The sequence below is a fragment of the Kribbella sindirgiensis genome (genome assembly GCF_004331435.1).
GTDB classification, from domain to species: domain Bacteria; phylum Actinomycetota; class Actinomycetes; order Propionibacteriales; family Kribbellaceae; genus Kribbella; species Kribbella sindirgiensis.
Genome location: NZ_SJKA01000008.1, coordinates 101,178 through 116,235 on the forward strand (window position 1 = coordinate 101,178; position 15,058 = coordinate 116,235).

Below are 15,058 nucleotides of genomic sequence, written 5' to 3' on the forward strand. Positions count from 1 at the left end.
AGAACTGGCTAGTCCGATTGGCTGTCCTCCTTCGTGCGGGAGGACCTGTAGTGGAACAGTTCCGCGACCGCGCGCACGAGTTCGGCCCGCTGGCTCGGGCGGGTTCCGCGCAGGACGATGAGAAGTGCGACCAGGCGCGCGGCGGCGTACACGACCGCACACGCGACAGCTCCGACGACAGCGAAGTTACTGACCAGCCCCATGACATCTCTCCGGTGCTCGGGCACGCTCCGACTCTGCGGGCATGCGCCTCTGACCGGAGGTCTCTTCCGCCATGCGGGGGGCTGGTCAAAGCTCACCGCGTCAGCTGGCCGACGGCGCCGGGTGCGGGACAGCCCGCTAGCCGTGATGACGACGCCGCCGCGAAGGAATACTCCCCTCCACTTGCTATGAGCGTTCCACATGACACCACATCGAACAAGCTGCTCCGGCGTGCCTGCTACGGCGCGGTGTTGAACCAGGTGGTCAGGCGTGGGATTCGGCGGAGTAGGAGTTGGTCGAGGAGGAGTACGGCGGCCAGGGTGAGGCCGAAGAGGGGCAGGAACAGGGCGAGGGCGACGACGAGGACGGCCAGGGCGGGGGTGGCGCGGAGTGGGAGGCGGCCGCGGGGTGCACCGAGGGCGTTGCCTTTCGGGCGGCGGCGCCACCACATCAGCGGTCCGCTGACGCACATGAACATCACGCCGAGACAGAAGACGGTGGTCGCCCAGAAGTTGAGCGTTCCCAGGCGCCGGCCCTCGTGCAGCGCGATGCCTTGGGCAACGACCTTCGCGAGTGTCGGGTAGTCGCTGTACCCGTACGTCGACACCACGCGGCCGCCGTACCGGTCGACGTGCAACGTGCGCTCCTTGCCGGGGTCGTTGAACGCGTAGCCGATCGCCGAGTAGACGCCCGCATCGTCGGTGGGCAGAGCGATCGTCATCGGGCGGCGTAGCCCGTTGCGCTGGCCTACCGCGATCGCGGTGTCGACGGTGGCCACCGACCGTTTCCCGTCGGCCGGGTTCGAGCGCGGTACCTCGGTCTTGCCGAGACCCCACGGCACCGAGTGGCTGTGCGGGAGCGACTCGTCGAGGGTCGAGGTCGGGTTCGACAGCGCACCGGGATCCTCGCCCCAGAACGACGTACCTTGCTGAGTCGCGAGTTCCTGGGTCTTCGCGCCCCAGAACCCGGTCCACGGCAGACCCGACACGATCAGGAACAGCAACCCGAGGCCCAGGACCGCGCCGGTGCGGCCGTGCCGTGAGCGCAGTACGGCGCCCGCCGCACCAGCCGCTCGCCTGCGCGCTCGCGCGACCCTGCCCTTGAAGAACAGGTAGTACCCGGTCAGCGCCATCACGATCGCCCAGCAGGCGACGATCTCGATCACGTAGTCGCCCCAGCGGCCGGCCATCAGTTCGCCGTGCAGCAGGATCGCGGCGCCCGACAGCGTCGTGTCCGGGTTGAGCGAGCCCAGGACCTTGCCTTCGTACGGATCGACGAACACGTCCCGGGGACCGGCCGCGGTGTCGACGGAGAACACGGTCGAGCGGTTCGGCGCGGAGGGCTCGGTCATCGAGACCACCGTGGCGTCCGGGAAGGCCTGGTGTACCTCGTCCAGCTGCGTCTCGTACGGCTGCGCGACCAGCCCCGCGGGCTGGTCGACCTTCATCAGATCAGCGTGCAGAACCGGCTCGATCTGGAAACGGAACAGGTAGATCAAGCCCGTCGCGGCGAGGATCAGCAGGACCGGGATCACCAGGAAGCTCGCGTAGAAGTGCCATCGCCAGAACGCCCGGAACAACCCGGCGCCGCGGGTCCGCGCACCGTGGTCCGGCTTCGCTGGGGCCTCCAGTACTGCGCTCACGTCCACTCCTTCTTCGCACCGTCCACACCAGGAGTCGGTTCGCGGGCGCGATCAGTTCCAGCCGGCCGATGTGGCGTGGGACACAGGTGCGGCCCGAGAGGCTGTCGGAAGGGCTGTCGGCGGAGAATGCGACGATGGTCCCGCCATGCAGCAGACGTGGGGGTTCCGAGGGACGCGGGCCGCGATGTTCGCGGTCACCTGCGTGCTGCTCGCCGCCCTCGGCCACGTCGTGATGTCCGGCGCGGGCCTCCCCTGGTGGGCGATCCCGATGGGCCTCGGCTGGATCGGCGGCACCGCGTGGATCGTCGCCGACCGGGAGCGCGGCGTACCGTTCGTCGTCCTGAGCACGCTGGTGGCGCAGGGCGCGCTGCACCTGGTGTTCTCGCTCGCGCAGTCAATGGCAGTCCCGCACGCGATGCACACCGGCCATGAGATGACCGGTACGTCGTCCTTCGGCATGCTCGGCGCTCACCTGCTCGCGGCGCTCCTGTGCGGGCTGTGGCTCGCGTACGGGGAGCGCGCCGCGTTCGCCGTACTGCGCTCCGTCGCCCGCCTGATCCTGGTGCCGTTGCGGCCGTTCACGCGCCCGCAGATCACCACGCACCGGCCGCGGATCCGGCTCGCCCACTCCCCCGCGCCGTACGACGACCTGCTGCTCGTGCACGCCATCACGTCCAGGGGTCCGCCGAGCGGAATCGCTGCTTTCTGACAGCACGATTCACCCCGGGCGTTTCGCCGTCCGGGGTTGTGCCATGCCATTCGGCAGGCCTCCGCTCACCGGTGCCGCGTTTCCATGCGCCGCCGGATCATCTGGACCCCAGAAGGACTCACTCCATGGCTTCTGCCTTGATCGACGACCGATCGACCCATTGGGCGATCGCCGCACGTGACGGTGATCTTGTTGCCCTCGACCACTTCGTCCGCGCGCTGCACCACGACGTACGGCGCTATGTCGCGCATCTCAGCGGCGATCCGCACGCGGCCGACGACCTCACCCAGGAGACGTTCCTGCGGGCGCTGCAAAGCCTGCACCGGTTCGAGGGCCGCTCGTCGGCGCGGACCTGGCTGCTGTCCATCGCCCGGCGTACCGTCGCCGACGACCTGCGCCGCAGGGCCGCGCGCCCGCGGATCTCGCGGCACGACTGGCAGCGCGCCGCCGAACAGTCCCAGCCGCGGGACGTGCCCGGATTCGAGGACGGCATCGCGCTGACCGAGCTGCTCGACAAGATCCCCGGCGACCGCCGCGAGGTCTTCGTCCTCACTCAGCTCGCCGGCGTCCCCTACGCCCAGACCGCCGCCCACCTGGGCTGCCCGATCGGTACCGTCCGCTCCAAGGTGTCACGGGCCCGGACGACCCTCGCCGATCTGCTCACCGCCTAACCCGGCCCAGGCTGCCTCCCTGTGCGGGAGGCAGCCTGGCCTAGGATCGGCGGCATGGCGACGCGGCTGGTACAGATCTCGATGAAGGCGCACGACAGCTCGGCGCTCGGCAGGTTCTGGGCGGAGGCGCTCGGCTGGGAGGTCACCGCCGACAACGCCGAGGAAACCAACCTCGAACCCCACGGTTTCAGCTACCCCGACCCGAGCGCCGTCTGCATCGACATCCTTCCCGTCCCCGCTCCCAAGACGGCGAAGAACCGCGTCCACGTCGACCTCGCCACCACCTCCGCGACCCACCAGGCGGACCTGATCGCGCGCCTCCAGAAGCTCGGTGCGACGCCCGCCGACATCGGCCAGGGCAACGTCCCGTGGACGGTCCTCGCCGACCCGGAGGGCAACGAGTTCTGCGTCCTGGAGCCGCGGCCGATCTACAGCGACACCGGCCCGATCGCCGCGGTCGTCGTGGACTGCGCGGACCCGCGAGCCATGGGCCGGTTCTGGTCGGAGGCCATGGACTGGACACTCCACGAGACGACCGACAACTCCGCCGTACTGCGGTCCGCCAAGGGCGTCGGGCCCTACCTCGAGTTCATCCGCACCTCCGACCCGAAGATCGGACTGGACCGCATCCACCTCGATCTCCGCCCGTACCCCAGCGACGACCACGCGACGGAGGCGGACCGGCTGCGCTCACTCGGCGCCACCGACCTGGACATCGGCCAGGGCGACGTTGCGTGGACCGTCCTGGCAGACGTCGAGAACAACGAGTTCTGCCTGCTCACTCCCCGCTGAGCGCTTCACGCCGGGCTCGCGTCGGTGGCCGCCTTCTTGCGGGCCCTCGGCTTGCGAGGTTTGGTCCCGTTGCCGTTGCTGCCGTTGAGTGGGGGCTCGGCAGCGAACGGGACGAACGGCATGGTCAGCGGGAGCGCCGCCAGCCGCATCAGGAGCAGGACGTTGTCGTCGCCGGCGGTCTTGTTCAGGCGCAGACGCCCGCAGTTGGTGCACCGGTGGATGAGGACCCAGCGGCCCTCGCCGCGGACCGTGACCGCGATCGGCTCCATGCCGCCGGCACAGTCGGCCTTGCGATCACCCGGCACGTTGCGGTCGAGGTGACGCGACCACAGACAACTCGGGCAATGGTTGCGATGGGTAGTTCCAGGGGCGTCGAGGGAGACCTCTACGCCGCAATGTTCACAGCTGAACGAACGTGCGAATACCAAACCGAAGAACCTTTCAGAGCAAACCTGCAGGACAGAGCAGACATACGCGTCCCTCCTTCCGGTCCGCACCGACTGATCCGGCGCACGTGCCCCCAGCAGATCAGTCCCCATCGGCACCGTCAATCAAATAACCCGCTCGCGGTGGCTTGACCTTGACGCTGGGTCAACCCCGCAAGGTGCTGTCCATGACAGTTCGATCGACCGCCGGCCCGGCGATCCGGGTGCAGGGTCTGGAGAAGGCGTACGGGACGAAGGCGGTGCTGCGCGGCGTGGACTTCGACGTCGCGCGGGGCAGCATCTTCGCCCTCCTCGGCTCCAACGGGGCCGGCAAGACCACCACGATCAGGATCCTCTCCACCCTCCTCAAGGCGGATGCGGGCACCGCCGCCGTCAACGGTTTCGACGTGGCCACGCAGCCGGCCGACGTCCGCGAGTCCATCAGTCTGACCGGGCAGTTCGCCGCCGTCGACGAGATCCTCACCGGCCGCGAGAACCTCGTACTGGTCGCCAAGCTCCGGCACGTCGCGGACCCCGGCGCCGTCGCCGACGACCTGCTCGACCGGTTCTCGCTGACGGAGGCGGCCGCCCGGCGAACAGCGACGTACTCGGGTGGAATGCGCCGCCGCCTGGACATCGCGATGAGCCTGATCGGCGACTCGCCGGTGATCTTCCTGGACGAGCCGACCGCGGGGCTCGATCCCGAGGCGCGGATCGAGGTCTGGCAGACCGTGCAGGAGCTCGCCGGCCACGGTACGACGGTGCTGCTCACCACGCAGTACCTGGAAGAGGCCGAACAGCTCGCCGACCGGATCGCGATCCTGCACCAGGGCCGGATCATCGTGAACGGCACCCTCACCGAACTCAAACAGCTCCTCCCGCCGGCCGAGATCGAGTACGTCGAGAAGCAGCCGACCCTCGAGGACGTGTTCCTCGCGATCACGAAGGACCGCGCATAGTGACCAGCCATTTCCTCGGCGACACCGCCGCCCTCACCGGACGCAGCCTGCGCCACATCGTCCGCAGCGTGGACACGATCATCACGACGGTGCTCACGCCGGTCGCGATGATGGTGATGTTCGTGTACGTCTTCGGCGGCGCGATCGACACCGGGTCGGAGGCTTACGTGAACTACCTGCTGCCCGGCATCCTGCTGATCACGGTCGCGTCCGGCGTCGCGTACACGGCGTTCCGGATCTTCATGGACCTGAAGAGTGGGATCTTCGAACGGTTCCAGTCGATGCCGATCGCCCGATCGGGCGTGCTCTGGGCGCACGTCCTCACGTCCCTGGTCGCCAACCTGGTCTCGCTGGTGATCGTCGCGGGCGTCGCGCTGCTCATGGGGTTCCGCTCGAGCGCCGGCGTACTGGACTGGCTCGCCGTCGCGGGAATCCTGTTCCTGTTCACACTGGCCCTGACGTGGATCGCCGTGATCCCGGGACTCTCGGCGGCAACGGTCGAGGGCGCGGGCGCGTTCGCGTACCCGCTCATCTTCCTGCCGTTCGTCAGCTCGGCGTTCGTGCCCACGCAGACCATGCCGGGTCCGGTGCGCTGGTTCGCCGAGAACCAGCCGGTGACGTCGATCGTCGACACGATCCGCAACCTGTTCGCCCAGCAGCCGGTCGGGGACGACATCTGGACCGCTCTGGCGTGGTGCGTCGGCATCCTCGTCGTCGCCTACGTCTTCGCCGTGGCTGCCTACCGCCGCAAGATCGCCTGAGGCAGGCTGGGACCCATGCTCACGATCAGCCAGCTGGCGACGTACGCCGGGGTGACGGTGCGCGCGGTGCGGCACTATCACAAGATCGGCCTGCTGCCGGAGCCCGGACGCGACCACTCCGGGTACCGGGCGTACGACGCCGGCGCGGTTGTGCGCCTGATCCAGATCCACACGCTCGCCGGTGCCGGCGTACCGCTCGCCCGCGTCCAGGAGCTTCTCGACGCCGCGCCGGAAGAGTTCAGCGACGGCGTGGAGAAGATCGACAAGGAACTACGCGCCGAGATCCGGCGGCTGCAGGACACCCGCAAACGCCTCGCCAGGCTCGCCGCGGGCGAGCATCTCGCGCTTCCGGCCAGTGTGGTGGACTACCTCGACCGCCTCCGCGAACTCGGCATGGACGAGCGCTACATCGTGCTCGAGCGGGACGCCTGGATCATGATCGCGGCGCAGGTCCCGCACCTCGTCGACGACGTCATCGTGCAGAAGCACCAGGCGCTGGAGCACCCGGACACGGTGAAGCTGTACCGCCTCGTCAACGAGACCCTCGACGCGGCGGCCGACGACCCGCGAATCATCGAGATGGTCGACCTGATCGAGAGCATGATGATCGCCGCCGTACAGGCAGGTGCCGCCGGCTCCTACGGCCTCGACGACGACCTGGTACGCCTGATGGACACCGCGATGCTGGAGGCCGCCCCGGAGGCCCAACGAATCATCACCCTCCTGGAACAACGCGGCTGGAAAGGCTGGACCCGCATCGAGCGGATACCTACCGACCGGCTGTAAGTGGTCAGGTGTTTCGGTCGATCAGGTCCGGGGCGGACGGGGTGTCGGCGTGGGCGATCTCGTGTCGCTCGGCGGCTGAGATCAGGCCGAGCTCGTGCAGGATCGCCGCGGACCGGCGCCAGCAGTCGCGGGCGGTGCCGGGTGCGCCGAGATCGGCCTGCGTCCGGCCGAGGCCCCACCAGATCTCGGCGTCGAGAAGCGTCTGCGTCGCTTCGGACCGCCGGCTGGCCGCATGCGCACGCTCGAAGTGAGCAAGCGCCTCAGCAGGCCGACCAGCCAGCCGGGTCGCCTCGGCCAGGTTGCAGAGAATGTTCGCCAGCCAGTTCATCTCGTCCAACGACTCGGCGATCGCCAACGCCTCGGTATGCGCGGCGACCTCGTCCGCGGGCCGGTCCGCGTGCCGATAGGTCAACCCGAGGCTGGTCAGAGAGTCAGCCAATGCGGTCGGCCGATCATTGCGCCGGTTCAGCTCGATCGCCGCGCGCGAGTGAGCGATCGACTCGTCATGCCGACCGAGCAGACGGTACGCCGACGCCATCGAAGCCAGCTGAACCGCCTGACCAGCCTCGTTGCCGACCTCCCGGTACGCGGACAACGCCCGCGACAGGTGCTCGAGCGCGAAGCTGTTGTCTCCCCAGCGCAGCAGCGCGGCCCCGATGTTCTCGTGCCCAACCGCCGTGTGAAACGGCTCGACGGCCGCAGCCAGCACCAGCTCACCGAGCCGGAGTCGGTCGCGATGCCGCCCGCGCAAAGTCAGCCCAAGACCAACCGCCGAGCCGATCGCAGCCGCCAGCCCCGGGTCCATTCCGGCAGCCTGGCGGACGATCGCGGACAGATTGTCGGCCTCCGCATCGAGCCACGCGTAGACCTCGTCGCGATCACGGAGTTCGACACCGACGCCCGGGAGGGTCGCGGGTCCGGCCTCGGTCCGCCACGCGGCATCGGCGTTCAGCAGTCGGCATGCGGTCCGCGAAGTCGCCAGATAGCAGTGCAGAGCCCGCCAGACGGCGGCTGCGCGACTCGCGTCGTCGTCCGTTGCACGCGCACGGTCGCGGCCGAACAGCCGGAGCAGGTCGTGCGCCCGGTACCGGCCTGGCGCGTGGCTGTCGAGCAGCTGCATGTCGACCAGGCTCTCGAGCAGGTCCTCGGCGGTGCTGGTGCTGGTGTTCGCCAAGGCCGCGGCAACCGGAATGCCCACGTCGGCAGCGTCCAAGAGGTTGATCTGCCGGAAGAGCCGCTGTTGCCGATCGTCGAGTTCCTGGTAGCTGACCTGGAAACTTGCCCGCACGCCGCGGTCCTCGGTCTGCAACTCACTCAGCCGCCGGCTTCCGTGGTCGGTGGTCGCGAGCCGGTCGGCCAAGGTCGGCAAGGTCCACGACGGACGGGAGGTCAGCCGGGACGCGGCGATCGAGACCGCGAGCGGCAGGGCGCCACAGAGCCGTACGACGTTTGCGGCGGCCCGGCGCTGCTCCGGATCGGCCAGGTCGACCCGCTGGACCAGGCGGGCGAGCAAGGCGATCGCGTCTTCCTCGGGCAGGACCTCGAGCGGTTCGTGAACGGCGCCGGTCAGCGCCGCCAGGATCCGGCGGCTGGTCACGATGGTGCGGCAGTCCGGCCCGGCCGGGATCAGCGGTTCGACCTGGCTGACGTCCGAGGCATTGTCGAGCACCACGAGGAGCCGCAGGTCGTTCGTCATCGAGCGGAAGCGGGCGGCTGCCTCGTCGGTGTCCGCCGGTACAGTCCCGTCGGCGGCGCCGAGCGAACGCAGGAACCGTCCCAGCACCTCGGCGGGTTCCAGAGGCGCGACATCCGGAGTGGATCCGCGAAGGTCGACGTACAGCTGACCGTCCGGGAACGCATCGGCAACCAGATGCCCGACATGCACCGCAAGCTCCGACTTCCCAACACCACCAGGCCCCGCAAGAGCCGCAATCGGCGCCGGCCGCACCCGCACACCCCCCAACACCTCCCGAAGCCGACCGATAGCCGCCCCCCGCCCCACAAACCCCGGCACCCCCAACGGCAACTCCGCCGGCACAACCCTCCCCCGCCCCTCGTCCCGTGGCTCGTCCGGGGTTGTTCCGGCTAGTACCGCGCATTCGAGGTCGCGGAGTTCGGGGCCGGGCTCGATGCCTAGTTCCTCGACGAGGAGGTCGCGGCCCTCGCGGTAGCACTCGAGGGCCTCCGCGGGGCGGCCGGAGCGCCACAGGGCCGTCATCAGCAGGGCCCGCAGGTGTTCGCGCAATGGCTGCTCGGCGACCAGGGCGCTCAGCTCCGCGATCGCCTGCCGGTACCGCCCGAGCGCCAACTCCACGTCGTACAACTGCTCAGCGATCGTCAGCCGCAGCTCAGCCACCCGCTGGGCACTAGCACTCAGCGCCCGCGTCGACAGGTCCCGCAACGCCGTACCACGCCACAGCGCCAAAGCAGCCCGCAACCGATCAGCCGCGTCCTCAAGATCACCCGCAGCCTGCGCCTCGGCCTGCAACCGCTCGGCCTCTGCCAGGTCGATCCGAACCTCCTGGTCGTTCAGACGGTACCCGTGCGGTGTCGTCTCGATCAGTTCGCGCTCACACCCGGCATCCACGAACGCCCGCCGCAACGTAGACACCTGAATGGACAACTGCGTCCGCGCCGAAGCCGGCGGACTCTCGTCCCACACCGCATCGATGAGCTCGTCGGCCGACACCGCCCGGCCGGCCTCCATCAGCAGCGCGGCCAGCACCTGATGGGCCCGCTGACCCCCGAGGCTCGCCGGTCTCCCTCCGACCATCACCTCGACCGGGCCCAGCACCCGGATCTCCACCCCGTCCCCGACCATCACTTCAGGTTAGGCGACGACCGGGTCCTCCCCCGGGCGCTGGGCTCAGGCCACTAGCAGGGCCGGACCGCGTCGATCATGTTGTTCAGTCCCTGCCAACGCCCCAGATCGGGGTCCTGGTGCGGCGCAACGCTGGTGAACTTCTGGACCCACTTGCCGCCCTGCCAGTTGTAGAACCTGGCCCGGGTTCCCTTCGACTGCTCGTTCATGTACGACGTGAGTCTGTCGTTGAAGCCCCAGTCCGCCAGGTTGTACAAGCGGCAGTAGAAGAGGTCGTGCCGCTCGTGGTCGTAGTAGTCGCCGGCCCACAGGCACAGGTTGCCGTCGTCGCACAGGATGTTCCGTGGCGCCGCGGCTCCCGGAGCGCCGAGGGTGAGCCTGGCGCTTCCGTCGTCCGCCATGATCTGGTTGAAGCTGACCTGGTGAACGGGCACCTTGATCTGCGCCATCCGATCGTCGACCTTGCGTTGCAGCTCCTTGGCCTGAGCCGCGGTGAGCCCAGCGCTGCGAGCCTGTGTCGCGAACCGGGCCTGCTGCGAGGTGGTTCGCTCGTCAGGTGGTGCGGCGTTCGCCATCAGCGCACCGCTCGCCGATACCGCCAGCGCGGTCAGCCCCACCCAAAGTCGTGCCATCGTGCGTGAACGCATGTCTGTTATCCCCTCGAGTCTATTTGACGAGCCAGCCGAAGAAGCGCTTGCACTTGTCCGGCTTCACTTCTCGGTGCGAGCTGATGCTGTTGTTCCAGTTGCCCGCTTCGTCCTTGCCGTCGCCGTACATTTTGAGCTTCGTGACGTAGTGCCCGGGGCGGACGCAGAATCGATCGCCCTTGTCGCTCCACCCGGGGCGCGTGTAGAACTCCACGGTCGCGTCGCTGTGGTTGATCAGCGACTCCGCCTTGTTGTCCCACTTCTGGATCTGACCCTCGGCGTCGCCGTGGTCACGGTCTTCCCCGGAATCGTCCTTGGCGCCGTGGGCCTTGTCGCAGTTCTCCTCGGTGTACAGATAGATGTGGTTGTTGCTGCTCGGCAAACTGTTGGCGGTCGCCCGGCAGTCCTTCTCCCGCGCGGTCTCGGTTCCTGTCTTCACCGGCGGCCCCATCGCGGTCGCGCTGACACCGCCCACCATCAGCACGGCGGTCGCCGCCGAGATCAGCACCCATCGCGTGCCCATCACAACTCCTCTTCCTGGATGGTTGATGCCACGACGCTAGGAAGAGTGGCTATGCGCGCGTTATCCCGGCGCGATAACCGGCGCATAACCGGCGTACTTACCGTCGCCGGTATGAAACTGCTCAAAGGACTCGTGATCGCCGCGACGGCCGGCGCACTCGTGTACGGCGGAGGCGGTCAGACCGCCAGCGCGGAGGACCCGGGGAAGGACGACGACGCGCCCGACTCGCCCACGGTGTTCGTGGAGAACAATCCGGACGGTACGGAGAAGGGCGTCCCGGCGGAATACCAGCAGTACCGCATCCGTGACTACCTGACGAACCTGATCGAGGGCGCTCAGGAGAACTCGGACATCACCATCGCGTCGTACCGGTTCAACGACCAGAAGGTCGCGAACGCCCTCGTGCAGAAGATCGAGGACGATCATGTGAAGGTGCGGGTGATCGTCGACGCCGAGGACACCGACAAGCAGCCGTACAAGGACGTCGAGAAGGCCATCAAGAAGTTCGGCGACGGCAAGACGTCGTGGATCAAGGACTGCGGCAACGGCGCTGATTCCGACAAGAACAAGAAGACCTCGTGCATGGGCGACCACATCATGCACAACAAGTTCTATCTCTTCAGCAGCACCGGCGGGAAGTCGAACGTGGTCGTACAGACGAGCTCGAACCTCAACAAGAGCTCCGGCCCGTACATGTGGAACACCGCCTTCACCGCGATGGGCGACGACGGCAAATGGCTGTACGACAAGTACCAGACCTACTTCACCGACCTCAAGAACGCCGGCGCCGGCAACGCCGACTACTACAGCTACTTCAACAACATGCACGCGCCGACGGAGAACAAGAAGTACAAGCTGTACGTCTCGCCGCGTCCGGAGTCGGACGAGAACGTGACGTTCGCGAACATTCTGAAGAACGTGGAATGCGGTGGTAACAAGACGGGTGGCACCAGCGACAACGAGCATCGGACCATCGTCCGGGTCGCCGCGGCGCAGATCGCGAAGGGCGGTGGGGCCGCCGTCGCCGCCGAGCTGTTCACGCTCGACAACAAGGGCTGCTACGTCGACGTCGTCGGCACGGAGGTCAGCCAGGCCGCCGACGGGCCGCTCCGCGGCGGGATGCTGCGCGCTCCGACAGGCAAGTACCACGGGCCGGAGGTGCGGGAGTTCAGCGAGCACCAGTGCGGTACGCACGAGAAGAACATCCTGATCGACGGCAACTACAACGGCGACGGGGACCAGAAGGTCGTGTTCACCGGCAGCCACAACCTCAACAAGAAGTCGCCGTTCCACAACGACGACATCATCCTGCGGATCACCGACGCGGGTGTGCACGACAAGTTCAAGGAGCACTTCTTCAAGATCCGCGCCGCCGCGGCCATCACCTGGCAGACGAGCAAGTACGAGACGACCGACCCGGACGATCTCGAGTTCAACTGCTAGCTGACCCGCGCCGCAGCGTGCAGGGCGAGGCCGTCGGTGGGTGCGATGTCGGCGCGGAACCAGCCCGACGAGTCGACGGTGTACGTCGGACCGCTGCAACTGCCGGCCGCGTAGTCGCCGTGGAAGACGTCGCAGTACACGCCGGCCGGAAGCTGGGTGTGGAAGCTCCGGCCGGTGAGCGCCGTGCTCTCGTCGTTGAGGACCAGGTAGCCCTTGCCGCCACGCCCGAACGCGATCGCGTCGTTGCCGTTGTCCCACCACTCGGTCACGCCGGTCCCTCGTACGGCGTTGTGGAAGCCGACCATGTTGGCGATCACCCGCCACTCGTGCTCGCACCGCCAGCGGTTGCTGAAGCACGTCGTGTCGACCGTCTGCCCGCTGCCGGTCGACGGCGGTCCTTGGTCGTTCGACGTGTACTCGTAACTCGACATCACCTTCGGCGTCCCGTACGTCCAGGCCAGCATGAAGCCGTTCGCCATCGCGTAGCGCCCGTTGTCGCGGAACGTCAGTACGCCGCTGCCGCGCTGGGTGTCATGGTTGTCGGTGAACACCACAGCACGATCCGACGCCAGCGGCTCCGCGAACGTCTTCAGGTAGGCGAGCCGCTCGGTGTTGAAGATCTTCGCGAGATCCTTCCCGTACCGGAACTCGAGCACATCGCCGTTCCCGACGTACTCGTCCGGAGTGATCGGCTCGCCGGCGCCGTAGATGACCTCCTGATACAGGTACGCCGGACGCGACAACCGCGACTTGATCGCGGCGATGTCCGCGGCGGGCATGTGCTTGGAGGCGTCCAGGCGGAACCCGTCGACGCCGATCGACAGCAGATCGTTCAGGTACGCCGCGATCCGGCCGCGCACGTAGTCGGTGTCGGTGGCCAGATCGGCGAGGTCGACGAGTTCGCAGTTCTGCACCTCGTAGCGGTCGCCGTAGTTGACGATGTCGTCGTTCCCGTTGCGCCCGCAGTGATGGAAGTCCTGCGTCTGGTACGTCCCCGGGTAGTCGTAGTGCGTGTACGACGACCCCGCGCTGCCGGTGCCGCCCGACGAGCCGCCGGTCATGTGGTTGATCACGGCATCGACGTACACCTTGACGCCGGCCGCGTGACAACTGTTGACCATGGCAACGAATTCGCCGCGGGTCCCGCGACGCGTGCTGTCGAGTTTGTAGCTCACCGGCTGGTAGTCCTGCCACCACGGATACCCGGACCCCGGCAGCACGACATGCTCCTGCGGAGGCGAGACCTGTACGGCGCCGTACCCCTTCGGGCCGAGCACCTGGCCGCACTCCCGACCGACCGACGTCCAGTTCCATTCGAACAACTGGACGATCACGTCCCGCTCCCCCGCCGGCGCCGCCTGCGCAGTCGCCCCACTCAACCCGGCCATCGACAGACCCAGCAGTTTGCGCATCATCGGACTCCCTCGGGGCGGTGGGCCTCCTCATCAAACCACGCGGTCCGGCGAGTCCGAGGGGTTCCCGTGTCGCACAGTCGCCCGGAACGGCGCATACTGGAGGCCTGATGCTGCCCTATCGCGCGACGACGCGTCGTCACCTCTCCACCAGTCCTTTCAAGGCCCAGGTTTCTGACTCGCTCAAGAGTTACGAAGTCGGTGAGCGGGTCTCCCACGACAGAGAAGGACTCGGCCGCGTCCACTCAGTTGAGACTGACGGCACGGTCGTCATCGACTTCGGCGCCGGACGACTCCTCAGGGTCGCCGCTCCGTTCTCGAAACTCCACTCCCTCGGCCAGGCCGACGCCTGATCCGCTTACGCTGCGCAGCGGGTGTTGCGCGGCGGGACCGTCAGCGACGCCAGGTAGTCGGCGACGTACCGGTTGATGCAGTCGTTGCGACCGACTGCGGTGTGCCCTTGACACTCCCAGGTCAGTAACTCCGCGTTACCCAGACTCGCGGCCATCGCGACGGCACCGGCGTACGGCGTCGCGGGGTCGCGACGGGTACCGACCACGAACAGCGGGTACTCCTTGGAGAACCGGGCACCAGCCGCCCGGCTCTCACTCTCCGTCGGCCCCGTGCCCGAGTCGCCGTCCGCGGCCTCCCCCAGTCCATCGGCGAGATCGGGCCAGCGCGCGTCGTCGTACAGCGACGCCACCACAGCATCGACGACATCGACGCCCTACGTCGGTACGTCGTCACCCGGCCGCCCGCTCGGGATCGGCGACTCCTGTGCGTGGTGAACCAGATCGACGACGAACCCCCGCACATGCCCGAACCGGCCGTCGCCGTCGTACTGCACAAGGCCGCTTGCGCCGCGGCGCTGGGCTCGAAGGCGACCGCCCCGGGCGCGACCTGGATCGAGGCCCCGGGTTTCGCGCCGTTCGACCAGCCCAGGCCGCGAACTGATCGAAGGACGCTTCCGAGGTAGGTGAGTGCCGACTGGCCCAGGCGGAGTACGCGCGCCGCTATCCGGACAGGCCTCCGTGATCCCGCGCATCACACCGGCAGCGCGTGCGTACCCCGCGTGAGTCAGGAGATCGGGGAACATCGGCGTACCGGTGTCGGCGTGCTCACACCGCATGGGCTGGGAACGCCCGACCCCACGCGGATCGAACCCCACCAGATCGAACCGATCCAGCACAGCATCAGGCAGTAGACCGGCCGCAACAACCGCGTTGTCAACACCAGACTGCCCAGGCCCACCCGCAATCAGCACCA

Annotated in this window: 17 protein-coding genes; 9 read left to right on the plus strand and 8 right to left on the minus strand. The window is 67.9% G+C overall.

Features of this window, described 5'->3' with window-relative positions:
* Positions 1–8: 8 nt before the first annotated feature.
* Positions 9–203: a hypothetical protein gene (locus tag E0H50_RS23835; protein WP_131292246.1), complete on the minus strand. Its 195-nt coding sequence runs from the start codon at positions 201–203 to the stop codon at positions 9–11.
* Between the two features lie 236 nt (positions 204–439).
* Positions 440–1,843, minus strand: a complete 1,404-nt coding sequence (locus E0H50_RS23840) for a PepSY-associated TM helix domain-containing protein (protein ID WP_238151172.1) — start codon at positions 1,841–1,843, stop codon at positions 440–442.
* Between the two features lie 145 nt (positions 1,844–1,988).
* Between E0H50_RS23840 and E0H50_RS23845 the strand changes: the two genes are divergently transcribed.
* The 3 genes from E0H50_RS23845 to E0H50_RS23855 all read left to right on the plus strand — a co-directional run bounded on the left by E0H50_RS23845 (position 1,989) and on the right by E0H50_RS23855 (position 4,015).
* On the plus strand, positions 1,989–2,552 hold the full coding sequence (locus E0H50_RS23845; protein ID WP_202868300.1) for a hypothetical protein: 564 nt from the start codon (positions 1,989–1,991) through the stop codon (positions 2,550–2,552).
* Between the two features lie 125 nt (positions 2,553–2,677).
* Entirely contained in the window at positions 2,678–3,223 is a 546-nt protein-coding gene (locus tag E0H50_RS23850; RefSeq protein WP_131292250.1) for a sigma-70 family RNA polymerase sigma factor, read from the plus strand.
* Positions 3,224–3,277: 54 nt separating this feature from the next.
* The gene (locus tag E0H50_RS23855; RefSeq protein ID WP_131292252.1) at positions 3,278–4,015 is read left to right on the plus strand and encodes a VOC family protein; all 738 of its coding nucleotides are present in this window, start codon (positions 3,278–3,280) and stop codon (positions 4,013–4,015) included.
* Between the two features lie 5 nt (positions 4,016–4,020).
* On the opposite strand, the gene E0H50_RS23860 is transcribed toward E0H50_RS23855, so the two are convergent.
* Complete coding sequence (locus E0H50_RS23860; RefSeq protein WP_131292698.1) at positions 4,021–4,554, minus strand: RNHCP domain-containing protein; 534 nt, start codon at positions 4,552–4,554, stop codon at positions 4,021–4,023.
* Between the two features lie 74 nt (positions 4,555–4,628).
* Between E0H50_RS23860 and E0H50_RS23865 the strand changes: the two genes are divergently transcribed.
* Genes E0H50_RS23865 through E0H50_RS23875 form a run of 3 tightly spaced genes read left to right on the plus strand, consistent with a single transcriptional unit; the run spans position 4,629 to position 6,946 of the window.
* Positions 4,629–5,399 carry an ABC transporter ATP-binding protein gene (locus E0H50_RS23865; protein WP_131292254.1) on the plus strand — a complete coding sequence of 257 codons (771 nt, stop codon included), beginning with the start codon at positions 4,629–4,631 and terminating at the stop codon, positions 5,397–5,399.
* Positions 5,399–6,160: an ABC transporter permease gene (locus tag E0H50_RS23870; RefSeq protein WP_131292256.1), complete on the plus strand. Its 762-nt coding sequence runs from the start codon at positions 5,399–5,401 to the stop codon at positions 6,158–6,160. The genes E0H50_RS23865 and E0H50_RS23870 overlap by 1 nt, the downstream gene beginning before the upstream one ends.
* A gap of 15 nt (positions 6,161–6,175) precedes the next feature.
* A complete protein-coding gene (locus E0H50_RS23875; protein ID WP_131292257.1) occupies positions 6,176–6,946 on the plus strand; it encodes a MerR family transcriptional regulator in 771 nt (256 codons plus the stop codon).
* Between the two features lie 4 nt (positions 6,947–6,950).
* Here E0H50_RS23875 and E0H50_RS23880 read toward each other — a convergent pair whose 3' ends face one another.
* Genes E0H50_RS23880 through E0H50_RS43080 form a run of 3 tightly spaced genes read right to left on the minus strand, consistent with a single transcriptional unit; the run spans position 6,951 to position 10,937 of the window.
* Complete coding sequence (locus tag E0H50_RS23880; RefSeq protein WP_131292259.1) at positions 6,951–9,767, minus strand: AfsR/SARP family transcriptional regulator; 2,817 nt, start codon at positions 9,765–9,767, stop codon at positions 6,951–6,953.
* 53 nt (positions 9,768–9,820) lie between these two features.
* Entirely contained in the window at positions 9,821–10,414 is a 594-nt protein-coding gene (locus tag E0H50_RS23885) for a hypothetical protein (protein ID WP_131292261.1), read from the minus strand.
* A gap of 19 nt (positions 10,415–10,433) precedes the next feature.
* Positions 10,434–10,937: a peptidase inhibitor family I36 protein gene (locus E0H50_RS43080; protein WP_165547269.1), complete on the minus strand. Its 504-nt coding sequence runs from the start codon at positions 10,935–10,937 to the stop codon at positions 10,434–10,436.
* A gap of 111 nt (positions 10,938–11,048) precedes the next feature.
* Here E0H50_RS43080 and E0H50_RS23890 point away from each other — a divergent pair, with 111 nt between their 5' ends.
* Positions 11,049–12,380, plus strand: coding sequence for a phospholipase D-like domain-containing protein (locus tag E0H50_RS23890; RefSeq protein ID WP_165547270.1), 1,332 nt, complete (start codon positions 11,049–11,051; stop codon positions 12,378–12,380).
* Here the strand turns inward: E0H50_RS23890 and E0H50_RS23895 are convergent.
* On the minus strand, positions 12,377–13,792 hold the full coding sequence (locus tag E0H50_RS23895; RefSeq protein ID WP_202868302.1) for an alpha-amylase: 1,416 nt from the start codon (positions 13,790–13,792) through the stop codon (positions 12,377–12,379). The genes E0H50_RS23890 and E0H50_RS23895 overlap by 4 nt on opposite strands.
* Positions 13,793–13,902: 110 nt before the next feature.
* On the opposite strand from E0H50_RS23895, the gene E0H50_RS23900 reads away from it, so the two are divergent.
* Positions 13,903–14,145, plus strand: a complete 243-nt coding sequence (locus E0H50_RS23900; protein WP_131292267.1) for a hypothetical protein — start codon at positions 13,903–13,905, stop codon at positions 14,143–14,145.
* A gap of 5 nt (positions 14,146–14,150) precedes the next feature.
* Here E0H50_RS23900 and E0H50_RS23905 read toward each other — a convergent pair whose 3' ends face one another.
* Entirely contained in the window at positions 14,151–14,498 is a 348-nt protein-coding gene (locus tag E0H50_RS23905; protein WP_131292269.1) for an alpha/beta hydrolase, read from the minus strand.
* Between the two features lie 75 nt (positions 14,499–14,573).
* Between E0H50_RS23905 and E0H50_RS43900 the strand changes: the two genes are divergently transcribed.
* The gene (locus E0H50_RS43900) at positions 14,574–14,768 is read left to right on the plus strand and encodes a hypothetical protein (protein WP_238151188.1); all 195 of its coding nucleotides are present in this window, start codon (positions 14,574–14,576) and stop codon (positions 14,766–14,768) included.
* Positions 14,769–15,058 lie beyond the last annotated feature (290 nt).